Annotated in this window: 25 protein-coding genes; 9 read left to right on the top strand and 16 right to left on the bottom strand. The window is 36.1% G+C overall.

The window, feature by feature from the left end; translation table 11 throughout:
• The first annotated feature begins 161 nt into the window (after window positions 1-161).
• Genes QNJ52_RS02170 through mnhG form a run of 7 tightly spaced genes read left to right on the top strand, consistent with a single transcriptional unit; the run spans window position 162 to window position 5,857 of the window.
• Window positions 162-2,540 carry a Na+/H+ antiporter subunit A gene (locus QNJ52_RS02170; protein ID WP_283721774.1) on the top strand — a complete coding sequence of 793 codons (2,379 nt, stop codon included), beginning with the start codon at window positions 162-164 and terminating at the stop codon, window positions 2,538-2,540.
• The gene (locus QNJ52_RS02175; RefSeq protein WP_219522166.1) at window positions 2,524-2,952 is read left to right on the top strand and encodes a Na(+)/H(+) antiporter subunit B; all 429 of its coding nucleotides are present in this window, start codon (window positions 2,524-2,526) and stop codon (window positions 2,950-2,952) included. Before QNJ52_RS02170 ends, QNJ52_RS02175 begins: the two co-directional genes overlap by 17 nt.
• A complete protein-coding gene (locus tag QNJ52_RS02180) occupies window positions 2,952-3,293 on the top strand; it encodes a Na(+)/H(+) antiporter subunit C (protein ID WP_219494200.1) in 342 nt (113 codons plus the stop codon). Before QNJ52_RS02175 ends, QNJ52_RS02180 begins: the two co-directional genes overlap by 1 nt.
• The gene (locus QNJ52_RS02185; protein WP_219522165.1) at window positions 3,283-4,764 is read left to right on the top strand and encodes a Na+/H+ antiporter subunit D; all 1,482 of its coding nucleotides are present in this window, start codon (window positions 3,283-3,285) and stop codon (window positions 4,762-4,764) included. The genes QNJ52_RS02180 and QNJ52_RS02185 overlap by 11 nt, the downstream gene beginning before the upstream one ends.
• Before the next feature lies 1 nt (window position 4,765).
• Complete coding sequence (locus QNJ52_RS02190; protein ID WP_219494196.1) at window positions 4,766-5,245, top strand: Na+/H+ antiporter subunit E; 480 nt, start codon at window positions 4,766-4,768, stop codon at window positions 5,243-5,245.
• On the top strand, window positions 5,242-5,544 hold the full coding sequence (locus QNJ52_RS02195; protein ID WP_012656481.1) for a Na(+)/H(+) antiporter subunit F1: 303 nt from the start codon (window positions 5,242-5,244) through the stop codon (window positions 5,542-5,544). The genes QNJ52_RS02190 and QNJ52_RS02195 overlap by 4 nt, the downstream gene beginning before the upstream one ends.
• On the top strand, window positions 5,516-5,857 hold the full coding sequence (gene mnhG / locus QNJ52_RS02200) for a monovalent cation/H(+) antiporter subunit G (protein WP_283720135.1): 342 nt from the start codon (window positions 5,516-5,518) through the stop codon (window positions 5,855-5,857). The genes QNJ52_RS02195 and mnhG overlap by 29 nt, the downstream gene beginning before the upstream one ends.
• Window positions 5,858-5,906: 49 nt before the next feature.
• Here the strand turns inward: mnhG and QNJ52_RS02205 are convergent, their stop codons facing one another.
• From QNJ52_RS02205 to QNJ52_RS02240, 8 genes are all read right to left on the bottom strand, one after another.
• Window positions 5,907-6,302 carry a PaaI family thioesterase gene (locus QNJ52_RS02205; protein ID WP_283721775.1) on the bottom strand — a complete coding sequence of 132 codons (396 nt, stop codon included), beginning with the start codon at window positions 6,300-6,302 and terminating at the stop codon, window positions 5,907-5,909.
• A 21-nt stretch (window positions 6,303-6,323) separates the two neighbouring features.
• Window positions 6,324-7,637, bottom strand: a complete 1,314-nt coding sequence (locus QNJ52_RS02210) for a Na+/H+ antiporter family protein (RefSeq protein WP_283721776.1) — start codon at window positions 7,635-7,637, stop codon at window positions 6,324-6,326.
• 51 nt (window positions 7,638-7,688) lie between these two features.
• Complete coding sequence (locus tag QNJ52_RS02215) at window positions 7,689-8,657, bottom strand: hypothetical protein (RefSeq protein ID WP_283721777.1); 969 nt, start codon at window positions 8,655-8,657, stop codon at window positions 7,689-7,691.
• Between the two features lie 10 nt (window positions 8,658-8,667).
• Entirely contained in the window at window positions 8,668-8,988 is a 321-nt protein-coding gene (locus QNJ52_RS02220) for a YuiB family protein (RefSeq protein ID WP_283721779.1), read from the bottom strand.
• Window positions 8,989-8,998: 10 nt separating this feature from the next.
• Entirely contained in the window at window positions 8,999-9,478 is a 480-nt protein-coding gene (locus QNJ52_RS02225; RefSeq protein WP_283721780.1) for an NUDIX domain-containing protein, read from the bottom strand.
• A gap of 87 nt (window positions 9,479-9,565) precedes the next feature.
• Window positions 9,566-10,783, bottom strand: a complete 1,218-nt coding sequence (locus tag QNJ52_RS02230) for an NAD(P)/FAD-dependent oxidoreductase (protein WP_219494182.1) — start codon at window positions 10,781-10,783, stop codon at window positions 9,566-9,568.
• A gap of 138 nt (window positions 10,784-10,921) precedes the next feature.
• On the bottom strand, window positions 10,922-11,281 hold the full coding sequence (locus QNJ52_RS02235) for a HesB/IscA family protein (protein ID WP_219494180.1): 360 nt from the start codon (window positions 11,279-11,281) through the stop codon (window positions 10,922-10,924).
• Between the two features lie 11 nt (window positions 11,282-11,292).
• Window positions 11,293-11,529, bottom strand: coding sequence for a YuzB family protein (locus QNJ52_RS02240; protein WP_219494178.1), 237 nt, complete (start codon window positions 11,527-11,529; stop codon window positions 11,293-11,295).
• A gap of 158 nt (window positions 11,530-11,687) precedes the next feature.
• On the opposite strand from QNJ52_RS02240, the gene QNJ52_RS02245 reads away from it, so the two are divergent.
• The gene (locus QNJ52_RS02245) at window positions 11,688-12,752 is read left to right on the top strand and encodes an NAD(P)/FAD-dependent oxidoreductase (RefSeq protein ID WP_219494176.1); all 1,065 of its coding nucleotides are present in this window, start codon (window positions 11,688-11,690) and stop codon (window positions 12,750-12,752) included.
• 47 nt (window positions 12,753-12,799) lie between these two features.
• On the opposite strand, the gene QNJ52_RS02250 is transcribed toward QNJ52_RS02245, so the two are convergent.
• The gene (locus QNJ52_RS02250; protein WP_283721782.1) at window positions 12,800-13,108 is read right to left on the bottom strand and encodes a YuzD family protein; all 309 of its coding nucleotides are present in this window, start codon (window positions 13,106-13,108) and stop codon (window positions 12,800-12,802) included.
• A 100-nt stretch (window positions 13,109-13,208) separates the two neighbouring features.
• On the opposite strand from QNJ52_RS02250, the gene QNJ52_RS02255 reads away from it, so the two are divergent.
• Entirely contained in the window at window positions 13,209-13,451 is a 243-nt protein-coding gene (locus tag QNJ52_RS02255; protein WP_041635844.1) for a NifU family protein, read from the top strand.
• Between the two features lie 43 nt (window positions 13,452-13,494).
• Here the strand turns inward: QNJ52_RS02255 and dltD are convergent, their stop codons facing one another.
• The 7 genes from dltD to QNJ52_RS02290 form a co-directional block, all read right to left on the bottom strand.
• On the bottom strand, window positions 13,495-14,649 hold the full coding sequence (dltD, locus tag QNJ52_RS02260) for a D-alanyl-lipoteichoic acid biosynthesis protein DltD (protein WP_283721784.1): 1,155 nt from the start codon (window positions 14,647-14,649) through the stop codon (window positions 13,495-13,497).
• Window positions 14,646-14,882, bottom strand: coding sequence for a D-alanine--poly(phosphoribitol) ligase subunit 2 (gene dltC / locus QNJ52_RS02265; RefSeq protein ID WP_283721785.1), 237 nt, complete (start codon window positions 14,880-14,882; stop codon window positions 14,646-14,648). The genes dltD and dltC overlap by 4 nt, the downstream gene beginning before the upstream one ends.
• A 12-nt stretch (window positions 14,883-14,894) precedes the next feature.
• Complete coding sequence (dltB, locus tag QNJ52_RS02270) at window positions 14,895-16,106, bottom strand: D-alanyl-lipoteichoic acid biosynthesis protein DltB (protein WP_283721786.1); 1,212 nt, start codon at window positions 16,104-16,106, stop codon at window positions 14,895-14,897.
• Complete coding sequence (dltA, locus tag QNJ52_RS02275; RefSeq protein WP_283721787.1) at window positions 16,106-17,512, bottom strand: D-alanine--poly(phosphoribitol) ligase subunit DltA; 1,407 nt, start codon at window positions 17,510-17,512, stop codon at window positions 16,106-16,108. The genes dltB and dltA overlap by 1 nt, the downstream gene beginning before the upstream one ends.
• Before the next feature lie 15 nt (window positions 17,513-17,527).
• Window positions 17,528-17,659, bottom strand: a complete 132-nt coding sequence (locus tag QNJ52_RS02280; protein WP_283721788.1) for a teichoic acid D-Ala incorporation-associated protein DltX — start codon at window positions 17,657-17,659, stop codon at window positions 17,528-17,530.
• Window positions 17,660-17,876: 217 nt separating this feature from the next.
• Window positions 17,877-18,662, bottom strand: coding sequence for a TIGR01457 family HAD-type hydrolase (locus tag QNJ52_RS02285; RefSeq protein WP_219494166.1), 786 nt, complete (start codon window positions 18,660-18,662; stop codon window positions 17,877-17,879).
• A complete protein-coding gene (locus QNJ52_RS02290) occupies window positions 18,649-19,086 on the bottom strand; it encodes a DUF86 domain-containing protein (RefSeq protein WP_219494165.1) in 438 nt (145 codons plus the stop codon). Before QNJ52_RS02290 ends, QNJ52_RS02285 begins: the two co-directional genes overlap by 14 nt.
• Window positions 19,087-19,112 lie beyond the last annotated feature (26 nt).

A 19,112-nucleotide genomic window follows, 5' to 3' on the forward strand; every position in this document is an offset into this window, starting at 1 on the left:
TTACAATTTCGTGAACTTTTGAATTTGGAAATATGTTTTCTTCTTATTTAAAGAAATATGAATTTTATATGTACAATGATATTTCATTCCAAGCAGTGTCGTTAATAAACTCACATTTTTCTGTATAATAGAGAATATGAAATTTAAAGGAGGTTCAATCGATGTCTATATTATTAATCGTATTACTTCCAATCTTCGCTAGTCTTTTACCTGGCATTTTGGCAAAGTATATAAAAGGCATACATACAGGCTATTTTGTGTTACTTGTACCTGTTATCGCGTCACTCTACTTTTTATCGTTAATTCAAACAGTGATGCACGCACCCATCAACAAACACTTCACCTGGATGCCAAGTATCGGTCTCAACTTTGATATCCGTCTTGATGGCTTGGCATTGCTGTTTACATTACTCATCTCAATCATTGGAACGCTTGTTGTATTTTATTCGATTCATTACCTGCATAAAGAGGAAGCGCTCGGTCGTTTCTATACATACTTATTGTTGTTTATGGGGGCAATGTTAGGCGTTGTAACAAGCAACAATGTCTTATCGCTCTATTTATTCTGGGAGCTTACAAGTATCTCAAGCTTCCTGCTTATATCATTCTGGTACCACAAAGAGAAATCAACCGACGGGGCATTGAAGTCAATGCTGATTACAGTGTTTGGCGGATTGATGATGCTTGGTGGGTTGAGCATCCTAATCAGTATTACAGGCACACCTGTTATTTCTGATATGTTTATCCAAGCAACAAAAGTGCAGTCACACTCATTGTTCACGTTAGCTGCTATCCTTATTCTACTTGCAGCATTTACAAAATCTGCGCAGTTTCCATTCCACATCTGGTTACCAGATGCGATGGAGGCACCGACACCTGTCAGTGCTTACCTGCATTCTGCAACGATGGTTAAAGCCGGCATTTATTTAGTTGCAAGATTTACACCATTATTTGCAGTGAGTAATACATGGACATATGCAATCGTTATCGTTGGATTATTCACAATGTGCTTTGCTTCTATTAAAGCAGTCAATCAAATTGATTTGAAAGGTATTTTAGCCTTTAGTACAGTCAGTCAGCTCGGACTTATCATGAGCTTACTCGGTATTGGGTCAATCAGTTTAAAAGCAGGACATGAAACAGCGTATTATATTGCAGTTACTGCGGCTGTATTCCATATATTGAACCATGCAACATTTAAAGGTGCACTGTTTATGCTCGTCGGTATTATCGACCATGAAACAGGGACACGTAATATTCATAAGCTCAACGGCTTAATGTTTATCATGCCAATAACATTTACACTTACAACGTTAGGTGTACTCAGCATGGCTGGTGTGCCCCCGTTTAATGGATTTATCAGTAAGGAAATGTTTTTAGAATCTGTATTATTATCAGCAGAACATGGGTTATTTAATACATTACTAAGTGGGTTCCTACTACTATTGATGTTTGTCGGCAGTATATTTACATTTATCTACTCTTTAAAACTGATTAAAGATGTGTTCCTACCTAACAAAACCCAAAACAAAACTGAAAAGAAGCCACACGAAGCACCGATATTCTTTTTATTATCACCGATTATACTTATTTCAGTGATGTTGATAATATCAGTATTACCGGATATGTTCCGCCCGTTATTGCAATCAGCAACAAGTGCAATTGTGAACGATACTGTTACGTTAAAACAGATCCATCATTTCCATGGTATTAATACGCCTCTTTTAATTACGCTGGCAATCATTGTTATTGGTAGTGTCCTGCTCTACTTTATTACGAAGTGGCAGAAGGTTTACCAGTTATGGCCTGCTCAATTAAAGTTGAATAACGTATATAATATTGTATTAGTTCAATCACAAAAGCTCAGCTACGAAGTGAATAGAAGACTTGTCTATCACTCTATTCGTTTCAGCATTTTAAGTATTTTCTCAACATTATTATTGATGTCTGTGTATGTGTTTTTAAAAACTGATCTCTCAATATACTTTGAATCCATTGCCAGTATTCGACTGTATGAACTTGTGCTTATATTAATCATCGTTATTGCAACGATAATGATATTAAAGGCTCAGTCGCGATTATTCAGTATTATAATGCTGAGTGCGATAGGCTATTCAATCGCTTTACTCTTCGTATTCTTTAAAGCGCCGGACCTTGCACTCACACAGTTGTCAATCGAAACCATTTCAACCGCTTTATTTCTGATGTGTTTCTATCACATGCCTAAGGAATACCGTCACGTTGAGGAAAAGAAATTTAAAGTTACAAATGTTATCATTGCCATTGCTACAGGTATAATCGTGTCACTCATTGCATTAGTATCTTATAGCAATAAACACTTTACATCTATTTCTGAATACTACATCAAAAATGTATATGATCTTGCAGCAGGAAAAAACATGGTCAATGTTATCCTCGTGGATTTCCGTGGTTTTGATACATTATTTGAATCAAGTGTGCTCGCCATTGCAGGAATCGGTATCTATACACTAGTCAGATTAAGAAAGACGAGAGGTGAACATAATGAAGAAACAAGATAATGATGTGATATTACAATTCTGTACGCTTGTCGTCTTCTTCATCATTGTAATGTTTGCATTCTCTATATTTATGAACGGACATTATTTGCCAGGTGGTGGTTTCGTTGGTGGATTATTAATTTCTGCTGCGTTACTGATCATATTAATCGCTTATGATATTAAGACTTTATATCGCATCCTGCCAATTGACTTCAAAAAAGTAATCGGTATCGGACTTATATTTTGCTATGCGACACCGCTTATCAGTTTATTGCAGGGCAAACCATTTTTTACGCATTCTTTTGGCGAACTGCATGTACCTGTACTTGGCGCAATACATTATCATACAGCATTATTCTTCGATATTGGGGTAATGCTCGTCGTTATCGGAACGACACTGACAATCATCTTAACGATTGGAGAGAATGAATAATGGAAATATTAATAATTATTTTAAGCGGCATATTAGTTGCTGCTGGTGTCTATTTAATTCTTTCTAAAAGTTTAATTAGAATTATCATTGGTTCTTCAATTATTTCGCACGCAGTCAATTTGCTGCTTCTTACTAGCGGCACTTTAAAAAATGCTGCTTCTCCGATTTATTCCGGAAAGCATAAAATATATGTTGATCCTATTCCACAGGCACTGATCTTAACAGCTATCGTTATCAGCTTTGCCGTAACTGCATTTTTCCTTGTACTCGCTTTTCGTAGCTATAAAGAACTCGGAACTGATAATGTAGCTGATTTTAAGGGGGTGCCGGATGATGAGTAACTTAGTTATAATGCCGATCATTCTGCCCGCAATTACCGCAATTATATTAATCCTGATTGGTAAACGTCCAATCATCAAGCGTATGGTGGCTTTTTTCGGCACATTAATCACACTTATTGCAACTGTGATACAGTTCTTTCATGTATACAAGAATGGAACGACATATCTAGAGCTCGGGAACTGGAAAGTACCTTATAGTATCGTCCTTGTTTCTGATATGTTTGCTTCAATTCTTGTAGTAACTTCTACATTTATTACATTGCTCATGATCTTCTACTCTTTCCAGACAATCGGAAAAGATCGTGAAACTTATTATTACTATACTTCTGTAATGTTTATGCTTGCGGGACTTAACGGTGCATTTACAACAGGAGATATCTTTAACTTGTTCGTATTCTTCGAAGTCTTCTTAATTGCTTCCTATGTTCTGATGATCATCGGAGGAACGAAGATACAGCTACAGGAAAGTATTAAATATATTTTGGTCAATGTCACATCTTCTGCCTTTTTCGTGCTGGCAATTGGGATGCTTTATTCTGTAGTCGGCTCGCTGAACATGGCAGATATCAGCAATAGAATATCAACGATTCAGGATCAGGATATTATTATCGTTGTATCTATTCTATTTATCTTCATATTTGCAACGAAAGCGGGAATGTTCCCACTTTATTTCTGGCTACCGGGCGCTTATTATGCACCGCCGATACCAATCCTAGGATTGTTTGGGGCATTACTTACGAAAGTCGGTGTCTATGCAATCTATAGAACATATAGCTTGTTCTTCAGTTATTCAGGACCTGTAGTAACAAATATATTACTTGTCCTTGCATTGCTCACAATAATATTCGGCTGTATCGGTGCGATTGCATATTTCGATATGAAGAAGATTATTATTTATAACATTATGATTGCAGTCGGTGTAATTATTATGGGTATCGTCATATTTACAAAAGAGTCTACAATCGGTGGCATATACTATTTAATTCACGATATGCTCATTAAAGCAAGTCTCTTTATGCTAGTCGGTGTGATCATTAAGATCACAGGAGAAACAGATATTAGAAATATCAGCGGCTTAATTAAACGCTATCCTGTGCTCGGGTGGACATTCTTTATTGCAGCTTTATGCTTAGCTGGTATTCCACCACTCAGTGGATTCTTCGGTAAATTTTTTATCGTAAAAGCGGCCTTTATAGAAGGTTATACTGCAAGTGCACTTATCATTTTGATCAGTAGCTTGATCGTACTGCTCTCTGTTATAAAAATCTTTATCATGGTATTTTTCGGTGATGATAAGGGAATTGTATATGAAACCAAACCTTATCATAAAATGCTGATTGCTTCTGTTATCATGACAACAGTGGCTGTATTATTTGGATTATGCAGTGAACAACTTTATCCGTATATAGCGACTGCAGCTGAGCATATTTATAATCCAGCGTCTTACGTTAAAGCTCTGGGGGTGAAATAATATGGCAATACAACTTATTATTCATATCGGACTAATGATCATGTGGGTGATCATGACCAGCTCAGCTTCACTTGGCAATTTAATATTAGGATATCTGTTTGGATTGTTTGCACTGTATATTATGCGTCCATTCCTACCAGGTGGATTTTATCTCATTCCGTTTCTTAAAGTATTACGATTATTTGCAATTTTTATTATTGAACTCTTTAAAGCAAATATCGGTGTCTTAAAGATTGTTATGTCACCAAAAATCGATATAAAACCTGCATTTTTCACATATGAGACGTCTCTAAGAAAAGACTGGGAGATTAGCCTATTATCTCTGCTCATCACGCTTACACCTGGTACAGTCGTTGTTGCTGTGAGTGATGATAAATCTAAACTTTATATTCATTCGATTGATTTTAGTGATATCGAATCTGAATGTGAAGGGATCAAACAGTCTTTTGAAAAAGCGATAAAGGAGATTGGTATCCAATGATCAATATGGATTTAATAATTATTATCGCACTGATTCTCGTTTCTTTTGCGATGCTCGGAATACTTTACCGTGTAATAAAAGGTCCTACACTAGCAGACCGCGTGGTCGGTCTGGATGCATTAGGCATTTCACTGATGGCAATGATCGCCTTATTTTCAGTATTATTAAATACAAAGTATTTCATTAGTATTATCATGCTACTCGCAGTTCTCGCTTTCTTAGGTACAACAGCGTTTGCGAAATTTATGCAAAAAGGAGAGATCGTTGAATATGATCGTAACAATCGTACAGATCATTAGCATTATCTTTATTATGATTGGTGCACTGCTGTCATGTGTCAGTGCAATCGGGCTTATTCGTCTTCCTGATGTGTATACAAGAGCGCATGCTGCAGGTAAATCATCAACGCTAGGTGTCATGTTTATGATGTTCGGTGTTTTCTTACACTTTCTGGCACGAGATCATCACTTTGAACCGACATTACTTCTTGCAATTTTATTTATCTTTACGACAGGACCTATTGGATCTCATCTTATTATGCGCAGCGCCTATTACAGTGGTACGAAGTATACGGATAGTACAGTTAGAGATGATTTAAAGGACGTTAAATAAATCAGAATATAGAACAAACGCATCCGTAACTTTAACGGATGCGTTTGTTTTATTTCTTCTTCTTGATTGCAATGGTCGCTCTGCTAATACTGATCAGTGTTTCGCCTTGAACTACTTCCATCTGCCAAACATGTGCAGACTGACCTTTGTGGACGATGCTCGCACGTACTTCTACTATCCCGCTATTCACACTTCTGATGTGATTGGCATTGATTTCTAATCCTAGCGGAATTTCATCGTCTGAAGCGAGAAGTTTTGACCCGAGTGAAGCGGCTGTTTCACATAAGGCGACAGTCGCACCTCCATGGAGATATCCAAAAGGCTGCGTCACTTCTTCAATGACTGGCATCGTAAGTACTATCGTCTGACCATCGAAAGAGTGAAACTTCATATTTAAGTGGTTCAATAAATTGTTCTGTTCAAATAATTGATGAATCGCTTCCATATAGACTCCTATCGTTTTTAACTATAATATCATTGCAGCGATAAACCCACAAATAATTAACGGAATATTAAATAATAGGAATGTCGGTACACATGTATCCCAAATATGATGGTGCTGACCATCCATATTCAATCCAGCGGTTGGACCTAACGTAGAATCACTAGCAGGACTACCTGCATCTCCTAAAGCAGCGGCCGTACCGATAACTGCGATTATTGCCGCAGTTGATAAACCGATAGATTCACCAAGTGGAATAAATAATGCTGCAATAATCGGAATGGTTGCAAATGATGATCCAATACCAAGTGTTACAATCAGTCCGACGATTAACATAAATATAATCGTCAATACTTTTGAGCCACTTGTAAAGTCTACCATACCCGCAACTAAACGTTCAACATCACCTGTTGCTGACATTACACTGGCGAATCCATTCGCTGTGAGCATGACGACACCGATATATGCCATAATCTTGATGCCTGAGACAAGTTCGTCATCAAGTGTCTTCCAGTCAAATGCAAATGACAGAAAGAATACTAGAATCCCAGCCAGTGCACCGAAAATCATGGATTCTGTCGTAAGCTGTACTAGAAAGGTTGCAGCAATTGCTACTATAGAAACCATGACAACGTATGGTTTCAATGCTTTTCTCGGAGCCTCTTCTTTAAATTGAACCCTCTTATATTCGCGTGGTTTCCTGAATATTATAAACGCTAGTATTAACCCGATAACAAATCCTAACGATGGAATAATCATCGCAGGGAAAATCTGGTTCATTTCTATAGGATGGTCTGCTTTATCAAAACCTTTTTTGATAATGCCATGGAAGATATAACCGAAACCATATGGCATCAGCACATACGGAAAGTTTAATCCGAACGTAAGGATTACCGCAATTAATCGTCTATCGATTTTGAGTTCATTGAATAAACTTAAAAGTGGCGGAATAATAATTGGAATAAAGGCAATATGTACCGGTAAAATGTTCTGAGACATACATGCAATACTAATCAGTGACACAAGTATCGTCACTTTCGTAACTGTTCTTGTCTTTACTGTGTTATCCCTTTTAAGCATATTGATAATTTTTTCAACGAAATAATCTGTAATACCACTATAAGATAATATCGCTGCAAACCCTCCGAGCAATGCATAGCTCAGTGCAACTTCACTACCGTCGACAATTCCTCCTGTAAAGGTAACGATCGTCTTATCTATCCCGAGTCCAGAAACAAGCCCTCCTGCTAGTGCACCGATAAATAATGACAGCACGACATTCAGTCGACATAAACTTAATATAACCATTACAAGTACTGCGATTAAAACTGCATTCATCTTCTCAACCTCACTTTAGTTCTCTAATATATTAGCATACTAAAGTAATTTTTACTTTTCGTCAACCGATTTAACTAATTTATTTAAAATATACTGATAATAGCTTGTCAAATTCCAATATTGTCCGAGATCAATCCAGTGAAACCATTTACTTTCATCAAACAGCAACTTTCCTGCTGTAGCCTCTGTCAGTACAGACTCCGCTGCTGCCATATCATAACGAAAGCGAATAGGAAGTGATAAACCAATCAAAGTATCGATATATGTGCTTGATGTTCCACTGATTGTTATACATGCTTCGTCGTTAAGGTGCGTCAGAATTACGGGCTTTTTTCTATATTGCTTTGCATAACTGAGTGCATCATAGATGATAGCATATGGTACGGGTGCATCGATTTCAAGCAGACGGTTATTATATGCAATTCTCGTCGCTAATTGTGTATCAGACTGATAAACTATCTTTATCATATCTTCATGCTTCAGTTCAACATGATAGAGCGCACTTTCCGGTTGACTAATAATAATATAGAGTCGTTCATTATCTCCGATCACTTCTTCTACATGCTCTATTTTGTCATAAGAGAGCGGAAAATAACGTTCGATTTCAAATGCTTTATGATGATATACCGCTGCATCATAAAGCATCGTTTCAGCTTTTATTACCTCTTTCTTTTGCTTCTTCTGTATCAGTTCTGAAATCATGCTGACCAATTCATTGTCAAGATAATGCGAGAGCAATGTGAAATCAACGCTCACTTCTACATGTATTGAGTGAAGCGTATTAATCTTGTGCATCAGCTTTCTTACATCACTGAATTGGTAGTGTTTTAAATTACCACATGGAATTAAAGTATAATGCTTACCATTAATTTCTCTGATGATAATTTCGTTACTATGCAACGGATATACCGTCTTAATATCATTAAATATGTCGTTATCAATATAAGGTTTCAACTGGCTTATTTGTGATGGTAAAAAACACATATAGCTTGCTATATGTGCCTTAATTTCATTATTCATCTGTTCACCTCTAAAACATACTGTAACCGTTACGACGTAAATTGCGAATCACAAACCCTGCAGTAATTGCACCGATGAGTCCACCGGATAACATTAGAATATCGGCAGGCATCAAATGTGTGATTCCACGTATAAGCTGGTTGAATGCAAATTTTGGTTTCAGTATATAATCTGCTGTAGAAATCTTATCCACAATCGCAAATACGACAAAAGGATAAAGCGCTGTCATAATCCACGTAGATTTTAACAGCATATTGAGAATAAACGCTATTCCGAAAAACAATACAAAAAACAAGATAGTAGATATAATTAATTGTAATAATGCTGTCACTTGAATCCTCCTATAAAAATAAATGATAATGTGTATAGTTAAACTGTGGGCCCGGTGAAGTCGTACTCTTTAAACGCAAAGGTTCCTGCATTTCATCAATCAGCGCTCTAACCATGGGGCTACAGTGATCATCTTGATATAAATCATCAGTGCTACGGAACTGTACATCTTTAATCTCTTCGTCAGGAATGTCTTGACGAATCGTTGTATGTGCAGGACGTACTAAAAAGATGATCATATTATCTGAAATGATATCTTTAATTACCCCTGTACGTAATCCAATTACACCTTCAACAGAACCTTCAATACCCGTCTCTTCATATATTTCTCTTAATACTGCCTGGTCTGCAGTCTCTCCATTATCGACAAAACCTGCAGGAAAGCTCCACATTCCTTTCATACCCCCATATTGCTTCGTAACGACAAGCCATTCACCTTGCTCATTTATTACAAGGCCACTAACGCCAAGCCATACTTTATCTCTTTTCATCTCTTCACCACTTTATATAAATAAAAAGGATGGGACATTGCATCCCATCCCTACAAACTTAGATTCTTAGTACAAATTCTATAGCAATTATAGAAATTTACCTTTTTTGAACGCTACACCTGTACCACCAATTTTGAATACAGCACGTGTATCGATTAATTTCTTCATAAATGCTGCTTTCTTACCAGTAATTTCTTTACCGAATACAACACCTACACCATCATGTGAACCTAAAGAACATACTGTTCCTTTATCATCATATTCGAAAGTAGCTAATTTCTCATTGTTTAATAAACGTTTAACTGCATCTGCAGTAAATTCACCTTGTTGCATTGCAAGTTGAGCTGTCGTTGGCAATGGACGTTTGTTGTCACCTTCGCCAGCCATCACTGCTGAACAGTCACCGATAACGAAGATATCATCGTAACCGTCGATACGTAAATCTTCACGAACTATGATACGACCACGTTTAACGCCGTCAAATGATTCTTCCATCAATTTAGAACCACGTACACCCGCAGCCCAAATTACTGTGTTTGCATAAAGTTGTTCTTCTTTTTCGTCAACTTTAACAACGAAACCATTTTCGTTTGCTGCAACGATAGGTGTTGCAATCTTGAATTCAACACCACGTGCTTCAAGATAATCTACAACATATTTCACTAATGTTTCAGAGAACATCGGTAACATCTTTGGTGCTGCTTCTACACATGTCACTTTAACTTTAGACTGATCGATATTGTATTCTTTACACAGTTCAGGAATACGTTCAGCAAGTTCACCTAATAATTCGATACCAGTGAATCCTGCACCACCAACTAAGATTGCTAAGTCCTTATCATCTTTGTCTGCGCTGTTTGCATAATGCGCAAAACGCTCTTCAATATGTGTAGCAATACGACGTGCAGTATTGATATTCTCGATTTGGAAGGCATGTTCTTTCATACCAGTGATACCGAATGTTTCAGATTCGAAACCTAATGCTACGACTAAAATATCAAAATTGAACGTACCTTTAGACGTTTCAACTGTCTTTTCATCTTTGTTAATCTTTGTAACTTCAGCAGTAACAAAGTCAACTTTAGACTGATTTAAAACACTCGCAATCGGATATAGACAATCTTGATATGCACGTGTACCTGCAGATGCTTCATGTAACCAAGTTGATTCATAGTGATATTCATTCTTATTAATAAGCGTAATATCACAATCTTGTGAACTTACTAATTTTTGAAGTTTAGTAGCTGTTTGTAATCCAGCGTAACCTCCACCTAAAATCACAACTCTCTTTCTCTCAAAACCCATCGATTTCACCCATTCTTATATAATTTTATTCCAACAATCTTGTGATATATGTCACAAATATAATTTTAAGTGTTCCATCTTTTATAATAATCCTTTTACACTTTGAATTCAAGCATATACAAGCAAAATAAAAACTGCTTAACAGTTCTCAGGCGTACCAGCGACGTCTTTCGTTCTGAACGAGCTGCCACAACCACATGAAGCAATTGCATTCGGATTCTCGATTGCAAAGCCGCCCCCCATTAATGATTGTTTAAAATCTACAGTTGTTCCTTTCAATATCGGTGCATCGGCTTTATCTACAAGTACCTTTACATCATAGAAATCATGTACTTCATCATTATCTGATGGTGATTCCTCTGCACTCATACCGTATGATAATCCGGTACAGCCCCCACCTTTGACTGAAATTCTTAAGTAACCTTCCGGCATACCGTTTTGTTGCATCATCGATTTTACCTCATATGCTGCTGCTTCTGTTAATATTACTGTTGACATTGCATTACCTCCTAAAAAATCCATGTTTCTTCTATGTGCTGATAAATATTCTTCTTTAACGCTTCAGGCGTCTCACCAGTAACGATATCACCATTAACCAGTGCATATAGACTCTCGTTACATTGCCCGCAATAAGTCAGACAGCCATATTCAAGTACGTCCAGATGCTCATCCTGAGACAACTCATCAAAAACGACCTGGCCACCTTTAGCTAAATTAGAAATACAAAATTCTACGATTGGATTCATCTGATCATCCTTTTTTCATGATAACTATTACTTATCAAGAATCATTAAGTTTTTTTATAGCGAGAAACTTACAATGGCTATAAATTAAAGTCAAACTATATTATAATTTAAATTGTACAAAAACTATAGAACTTTGACTTATAAATGGGGAGAATACAATGAAAAATTTAGTGTTACTTGGTGGGGGATACGGTAATATGCGTATTATGCAACGTCTTTTGCCTAATACGTTACCGGATGAGTACAATATTACTTTGATTGATAAGATACCATTTCACGGACTTAAGACGGAGTTCTATGCACTTGCAGCTGGAACGGAATCGGATAAAGATGTACGTGTAGAATTCCCAAAGGACAAACGTCTGAATATTGTCTTCGGGGAAGTAACACATATTGACTTGGATAAACAGATTATTTCACTCGGTGAAAATCATGTAGATTACGATGAACTCGTTATTGGACTCGGCTGTGAAGATAAGTATCACAACGTACCAGGCGCGGAAGAATATACCTACAGTATTCAGACGATGACGAAAGCACGCAAAACATATCAGGCGATCGCTGACTTACCAAATGGCAGCTGCGTTGGAATTGTAGGCGCCGGTTTAAGTGGGATAGAACTCGCAAGTGAGCTACGAGAATCAAGAAAGGATCTTAAGATTCGATTATTTGATCGTGGTGAACGCATACTTCCTGCATTCCCAGAGAAGTTGAGTACATATGTAAAGAAATGGTTCGATAAGAATGACGTTGAAGTGATACCGAACTCCAATGTTGTTAAGGTGGAGCCAGGGAAACTTTATAATAATGACATTACCTATGATGTAGACATTTGCGTTTGGACTGCAGGCATCCAACCTGTAGAATTAGTTCGTACACTACCTGTCGAACTTGCTGAAGGTAATCGTGTAAAAGTGAATCAGTATCACCAAATACCTGAGCATCGCAATGTCTTCGTAGTAGGCGACTGTGCTGCACTACCACATGCACCAAGTGCACAACTTGCGGAACTTCAAGCAGAACAGATTGTTGATGTCATGAAACATATATGGCAGAATAAATCGCTACCTGAAACAATGCCAGAACTTAAAATTCAGGGATTCATGGGCTCATTAGGAGATAAAGAAGGCTTTGCATTCTTGATGGAAAAAACCGTTACAGGAAGACTTGCACGACTTATGAAGTCAGGTGTACTCTGGTTATATAAATATCATAATGGATAATATAAGAACCCATCAAATGATGGGTTCTTATACTATCCGTTAATACTTTAACGGTAATGTTGCGCTACAAAATTTGTTACTTGCGGCAATTGAATGTAACCATCTGCAACAATCTCATCATCCATCGTAATCAGTGGATAGAATAATTCATCATTGTTAATCTGTTCAATGATATTTTCATCATGATCCGTTAAATTAGAACTATTATTAATATCAATATAATTAAAATTAAATGCGAGCTCTGGAAATTTCCGTTTTAAATTTGGCTGAATCCAGTCATAAATATCCTTTGACGTCGGTGCATTGACACAGCTTGCACATACAACATCGGCACCATAGATGATAACATTTATCATTTATAAGCCATCCCCCTTAATTTTTTCATTAAAATATGCTATATTGATTATACTAAAGAAATGAGTAATTACATAGTAATACTCTTGGAAAGGAGTTATTATGACAACTGAACAGCAAACAATGTTTGACCAAGTCAATGAAGTGCTTGAAAAGTTACGTCCATTTCTTTTAAGAGATGGCGGCGACTGCGAATTAGTTGATGTCGAAGATGGTATCGTAAAATTACGTTTACTTGGCGCATGTGGTACATGTCCTTCTTCTACAATCACATTAAAGGCAGGTATCGAACGCGCATTACTTGAAGAAGTGCCTGGCGTTGTTGAGGTTGAACAAGTATTTTAATAAAATCCCAAATCAACACTGTTGATTTGGGATTTTATTTTACTTATGGGGTTGTTATTGGACGATGATGAATGTGATTATCCATCTGTTCATCTATATACGCCCATCCCTTCCAGCCGATATGTACTGCGTCACTTAATACATATGGTTCGTACTCCTTATCACTTAAATCATAGAGTTTAAATCCAGCTGAAGTGATTTTCTTGTTGATTTTATCATATACTGGCTGTCTTTGAGATTGTGGAATATTGATATGATCATACCATTTTCCATTAGCAGGAATAGAGATAAATATCGGGTCTGATTTGCTCTCCTTTAAAATATCAAGCAATAATTGTAAGTCGTTAAATTCTTGAGAGTTGATATAAAACTCACCATTTCTATATAATTTTTTTTGATGTTTTTGTATCATATCAAAATATTCATTTCTCATAAAATATGGATTGTTAGTTGCATGCCTACTTCCAAATTTCACTGCTAAATCTCTGATTTCTTCCCAAGATTTGTGTTCTAGATTGAGATGCTTTCTCTTTTTAAATCGATTTCCAGGAATCATGAACTTTGATTTAACAATATCATTTTTCTCCATAAGATTTTCATAGATGCCCCTTGAAACTTCGCTATTATCCGCTTCACTATTTGCATACACATTAACTTGTTCATCATCCTTAGTCGCAGAAAAATGCATTAATCTCTTACTCATCCTATGCTTTAAGTCTGGAGATAGATTTGGATTGCTCAATAGTTTATCTAATTGTAATTGAGAATATCGTGCAGAAAAATTATTATCTTCCAGTCCTTTTTTTGTAAACCATTGTGGTGAAATGATAATTGCAAACTTTTTGTTTTCGATATGCCCAGCATGACTTCCAATATTAATGGCGTGAATTAAGTCGGTAGATCCACCTGTCCCAATAAGAAAAGGGATCTTACCGAATTTCTTTTCTTTGAATATATGCGTCGGATGAAAGGGATCACGTTTCTCAAGTTCACTTGAACCAAATATCGGGTAGAACTTCTTATCTTCGAACATCTCTGTCTGAATCGCACTTCCCTTAAATGTTATTTCATTTAAATTGACACCATCACCGGTTACTGTCTTAAAAGGAACATATCTTTTTAGATAGTCAGATGGCATTGCTAAAAAAACTACAAATAGACTAATGGCAATGATTGCCGGTAAGAACTTTTTAATCATCTTAATGCTTCTAATACATCTGCTATCATGTTTGGTGTTGCCCATTCATCACGATCAAAGTCGGTGATTGTGAGATCCATATCTAATCGATCATTTAATGCAAGTAATAATCCGACTGTTGCAAACGAATCAAGAATATTCTCATCAAATATTCTTACGTCCGGATTTTCTTTTACAATATTGTTTTCTGCTACATCTGCGATTACATCTAATACTTCTTGTTTAAATTCCATTATTCTTCACTCCTAAAATAGTTTTCCTGAAAAAATTAAAAATCCAAATGCCACGACGTGGAAAGTAATCAGAATTCCTATGAAATCAACTACTTTTACTGGTAACTTATAAGGATGTTTCTTTCGGTATTGTTCATAATAACCATATAGTACAAATAAGATACCGTGGTATATTCCGTATGCTATATAAAACCATTCAATGCCATGCCAGATACCCATGATAAGAAAGTTCAGCATAAAACCTATATTGCTTGTCGTAAAGTTATTCTTAATATATTTATTCTTTGAAATAAAGAATACAAAACGCATATACACCATGTCTCTAAACCAAAAAGACAGTGACATGTGCCATCTATTCCAGAAATCTTTGATGTTCTTTGCTTTAAAAGGCTGATTAAAGTTCGGTGGTGTTTCAACACCCATAATATAACTAAATGCAAGGGCAAATAAACTGTAACCCGCAAAATCAAAGAAGAGATAGAAACTATAAGCATACATATAGATAATCTTCATCCATAAATCTGAATTCTCAAAAGTTATATTCAATATTACTTTCTGGTTAATAAAATACGCAATGATATATTTATATAAAAATCCAATAAAAATATAATGAATTGCTTTTTGTAAAAGATCAGAATATTTTTCCTGAGTTATCTCTCTCGCAATATCTTTATTAAATCGTTTATATCGGTCAATAGGACCGGAAGAGATCGTCGGAAAAAAGGTTAAGAACTTCAGTACTTCAAATAAATTAAGTGTTTTGATGCGTCTATCTCTTATTTCCATAATTATTTGAATACATTTAAACATGATATAGGATATTCCTAAGAATCCAATCAATGATTTAATAGAAAATCCACCTAGATGACCTGTAAAACCAAATAGTGAACTTTGAATCACTTTTACAGCTGCCAGCGGGGCAATAGATAACACTAAAAAGATAATAAACAAAGATAAGGTATTTTTGTGCTTTACTAATTTTAAGTAACTACTAATTATAATAAGTTGATAGATGATATATATAATAAAGCTAATCATCTCAAACGACAGTATCGATATGCCAAAAAGGTTCTTGTTAGGATCTTTAAAGATTAAAACCAGCATGATAACTGTAACAAACCAATTATAATAATGGTTCCTTCTTCCACAGAAACCGAATACTATGACAGGTACCAATAGTGCTAATGCTATAAAGAAAAACTGAAAATCTCCATAAGGTATCATTATCGATCACCTAATAGCGCTTTGCGATCTACTTTCCCGTTTGCAGTCATAGGAATTTGATCAATCACATTAAACTTTCTTGGAATCATATATTCAGGCAATTCATTTTTTAGCTTTTCTTTAACAGTAGCTTCTTGAAGATTAATTGCAACAACATGTGCAATTAGGTATTGTACTCTTCCTTGTTTCTCAACAGGTGTTACAATACACGTCTTAATGCCTTCCTGCTCAGTAATCACATGTTCTATCTCTTCAAGCTCCATACGGTAACCATTCAGTTTAATCTGAAAGTCAATACGCCCGTCGATAAACAATAGTCCATCTTCAAGTCTAGCTTTATCTCCCGTACGGTAGCTACGTTCTTCATCTTGGTAGAATTGCGCTGCAGTCTTATCCGGTGCATTGACATAACCTGTACTTACCGCATTACCATGAACGTGCAGCTCATCATCGGTAATAGATAATGTAACACCTGGTCGTGCATACCCAACAGGTAAAGGGTTATATTTGTGCAGTACATCTTCAGTTATTTCTAATCCTGTCACTGCAACAGTTGCTTCAGTAGGACCGTAAGTATTGTAAATATGACTATCATTAAACTTGGACTTTAAGCTTTCAGCTGTCTTATGCTTGAGTGCCTCACCACAGAAGTAGAAATACTTTAAATTACTATGATGCACTGCGTCAAATTCCGGTAGCATTAAACACATTTCCATGAATGAAGGCGTAGATACCCACGCCGATATCGGATATCGTTTTAAAGTTTCATAAATGCCGATCGGTTTTTTGATCATATCCTTGTCAATCATCACTAATGTGCTTCCCGTCGCTAGTGAAGGGTATACGGCCATTACCGAAAGATCAAAAGATAAAGGCGCCTGATTTAACCAGTAATTTTCTTCTTGTGTTTCGTATAAAGATGTCATCCACTCTGTAAATTCATTTAACGATTCACTCAGTATTGTTACTCCTTTTGGCATCCCTGTCGATCCACTTGTGAATATTGTATAGGCTACATCATCCACTTTAAGACCTGGTAAATCATAGAATTCTTCTTTAACGTCACTTGGGGTTATCGTTTGTATGGGTGTTGCTAATTCTTCTGTCGCAAAGATAAATTCCGGTTGGATTGTATCGATTATTTTATCTATACGTTCACTTGGTATCGACACATCTATCGGCACATAACCAATTCCAGCTTTAAGTGATGCGATCATACCTACTAGCATCCATTTTGACATATGTCCGTATACGATGAGTGGTTTTTTTGAATGTAATAACTTCTGCCCTAAATCATCACTTAATAAATCAAGTGCACGATACGTCATCGTTTCCTCTCTATGAATAAAAGCAATTTTTTCTGGCTGCTGATTTACAACTTGTTCAAACGTTTTTAGAAAATCCATTTTCCACCTCTTACATTAAAATTCATTGTATATAAAGTTATTCTCAACGCTTCCACCAGCGTATATCCAGAACAACATGAACAGTATTGAAATATAAAGTAAAGTTAGGAGTACTAATCTAGTATTCTCGTTTATTGTATCTTTCATGGCTTCACCTCTTTATTCTCACCTAATTATATTACAACTATATTTCAAACATTAAAATTATATTAATAATTTATTTACAATAACTGATATTACTATTTTTTAACTTTAAAATCAATAAATTTCCTGTTCATAATTTGGACACAAAAAAAATACTATGATTTCTCATAGTATTTTTTATACTGCTGCTTTCAATTTTTTGATGATCAACACACGCATATTATTCACCAGTTTCGTATATGCGAATAACATCTAATAAGTTTTTAACACTATGCGTTGGCGGAACTTGCTCTGCCATCACCTGTTCATAAGTGCTGACTCCTGTTTGAACATGTAATGTATCTATCCCTGCATTGATACCACTCATAATGTCTGTCATATATAAATCACCGATCATTACGAGTTCTTCTTTCGGTAATTGCATCATATCTACTGCTTTATTCATAATTGTTTCCATTGGTTTACCGATAAACTTAGGTTCTATACCTGTTGATACAGAGACCACACTCGTTAAAGCTCCATTCCCTGGTAAAAATCCACGTTCTGTCGGAATAGACGTATCTGGATTTGTCGAAATAAATCGAGCTCCATTACGCACAGCAAGACATGCTTTAGATAATTTTTCATAGTTGATGTCTACATCTAGGCCAATAACGACATAATCCACATGAATATCATCTGTAATAACAAGCTGTTCATCTTGTAATGCTTGTCTGATTCCAGTACCACCAATAACATAGACACTTGCACCTGGATGTTCTTCTGCGATATAACTTGCTGTTGCCATTGCACTTGTGACAACATTATCAGGCGTTGCGATAAATCCCATATCCGTTAATTTCTCAGCAACCTCATCCGGACGTTTCGATGCGTTATTTGTAACAAAGAGATAGGGTAGATTATTATTCGACAAATATTCGATAAATTCCTTTGCACCTTCTATAACGCGTGTGCCAGCGTACATCGTTCCATCTAAATCTAACAGATAACCTTTATACTTCTTCAACTTTTCCACCCTTTCCAAATGCTGATACTGGTCCTAATTCATTTTCGATAAATGTATCCACATTTGCTTTAAACTGTTTATAGCTTGCAATATTCTCCATAAATACACGCTTCACTTCATTGTGATCAATATTAATATAATCACGTACAAACCATTGTCTTAAATACAATGTATCGCGCATCATCTGCGCATCTTGTGCAGGAATTACTTGTTCCATTTCAAGGATATCCAATACATCTTTATAACTTCCTGGATCTCGCATAATAAATCCATCGATAATCATATTTCCTACATCTACAACACTCTCAATCAACATATGCGCAATACGCTCGAGTGCGTATCCTTCACTCTCTTCTAACACTTGTGATAATTGATTGATATACGCTAACTTTAATGTGAGTTCTTCTCTATCTACGAAATACATACCATCGCCTCCACTTCTCAGTTTAT

This window comes from Macrococcus sp. S115, from assembly GCF_030067655.1.
GTDB lineage: Bacteria > Bacillota > Bacilli > Staphylococcales > Staphylococcaceae > Macrococcoides > Macrococcoides psychrotolerans.

What these genes read in the sequence shown, in the direction of transcription:
- mnhG (WP_283720135.1), top strand. Translation starts at nt 5,516, where the DNA reads ATGATCGTAACAATCGTACAGATCATTAGCATTATCTTTATTATGATT.
- QNJ52_RS02235 (WP_219494180.1), bottom strand. Translation starts at nt 11,281, where the DNA reads ATGTCAACAGTAATATTAACAGAAGCAGCAGCATATGAGGTAAAATCG.
- QNJ52_RS02280 (WP_283721788.1), bottom strand. Translation starts at nt 17,659, where the DNA reads ATGAAAGATACAATAAACGAGAATACTAGATTAGTACTCCTAACTTTA.
- dltC (WP_283721785.1), bottom strand. Translation starts at nt 14,882, where the DNA reads ATGGAATTTAAACAAGAAGTATTAGATGTAATCGCAGATGTAGCAGAA.
- QNJ52_RS02225 (WP_283721780.1), bottom strand. Translation starts at nt 9,478, where the DNA reads ATGAAAAGAGATAAAGTATGGCTTGGCGTTAGTGGCCTTGTAATAAAT.
- QNJ52_RS02195 (WP_012656481.1), top strand. Translation starts at nt 5,242, where the DNA reads ATGATCAATATGGATTTAATAATTATTATCGCACTGATTCTCGTTTCT.
- QNJ52_RS02255 (WP_041635844.1), top strand. Translation starts at nt 13,209, where the DNA reads ATGACAACTGAACAGCAAACAATGTTTGACCAAGTCAATGAAGTGCTT.
- QNJ52_RS02190 (WP_219494196.1), top strand. Translation starts at nt 4,766, where the DNA reads ATGGCAATACAACTTATTATTCATATCGGACTAATGATCATGTGGGTG.
- dltB (WP_283721786.1), bottom strand. Translation starts at nt 16,106, where the DNA reads ATGATACCTTATGGAGATTTTCAGTTTTTCTTTATAGCATTAGCACTA.
- QNJ52_RS02185 (WP_219522165.1), top strand. Translation starts at nt 3,283, where the DNA reads ATGATGAGTAACTTAGTTATAATGCCGATCATTCTGCCCGCAATTACC.
- QNJ52_RS02205 (WP_283721775.1), bottom strand. Translation starts at nt 6,302, where the DNA reads ATGGAAGCGATTCATCAATTATTTGAACAGAACAATTTATTGAACCAC.
- dltD (WP_283721784.1), bottom strand. Translation starts at nt 14,649, where the DNA reads ATGATTAAAAAGTTCTTACCGGCAATCATTGCCATTAGTCTATTTGTA.
- QNJ52_RS02230 (WP_219494182.1), bottom strand. Translation starts at nt 10,783, where the DNA reads ATGGGTTTTGAGAGAAAGAGAGTTGTGATTTTAGGTGGAGGTTACGCT.
- QNJ52_RS02180 (WP_219494200.1), top strand. Translation starts at nt 2,952, where the DNA reads ATGGAAATATTAATAATTATTTTAAGCGGCATATTAGTTGCTGCTGGT.
- QNJ52_RS02245 (WP_219494176.1), top strand. Translation starts at nt 11,688, where the DNA reads ATGAAAAATTTAGTGTTACTTGGTGGGGGATACGGTAATATGCGTATT.
- QNJ52_RS02175 (WP_219522166.1), top strand. Translation starts at nt 2,524, where the DNA reads ATGAAGAAACAAGATAATGATGTGATATTACAATTCTGTACGCTTGTC.
- QNJ52_RS02250 (WP_283721782.1), bottom strand. Translation starts at nt 13,108, where the DNA reads ATGATAAATGTTATCATCTATGGTGCCGATGTTGTATGTGCAAGCTGT.
- dltA (WP_283721787.1), bottom strand. Translation starts at nt 17,512, where the DNA reads ATGGATTTTCTAAAAACGTTTGAACAAGTTGTAAATCAGCAGCCAGAA.
- QNJ52_RS02290 (WP_219494165.1), bottom strand. Translation starts at nt 19,086, where the DNA reads ATGTATTTCGTAGATAGAGAAGAACTCACATTAAAGTTAGCGTATATC.
- QNJ52_RS02240 (WP_219494178.1), bottom strand. Translation starts at nt 11,529, where the DNA reads ATGAATCCAATCGTAGAATTTTGTATTTCTAATTTAGCTAAAGGTGGC.
- QNJ52_RS02170 (WP_283721774.1), top strand. Translation starts at nt 162, where the DNA reads ATGTCTATATTATTAATCGTATTACTTCCAATCTTCGCTAGTCTTTTA.
- QNJ52_RS02215 (WP_283721777.1), bottom strand. Translation starts at nt 8,657, where the DNA reads ATGAATAATGAAATTAAGGCACATATAGCAAGCTATATGTGTTTTTTA.
- QNJ52_RS02210 (WP_283721776.1), bottom strand. Translation starts at nt 7,637, where the DNA reads ATGAATGCAGTTTTAATCGCAGTACTTGTAATGGTTATATTAAGTTTA.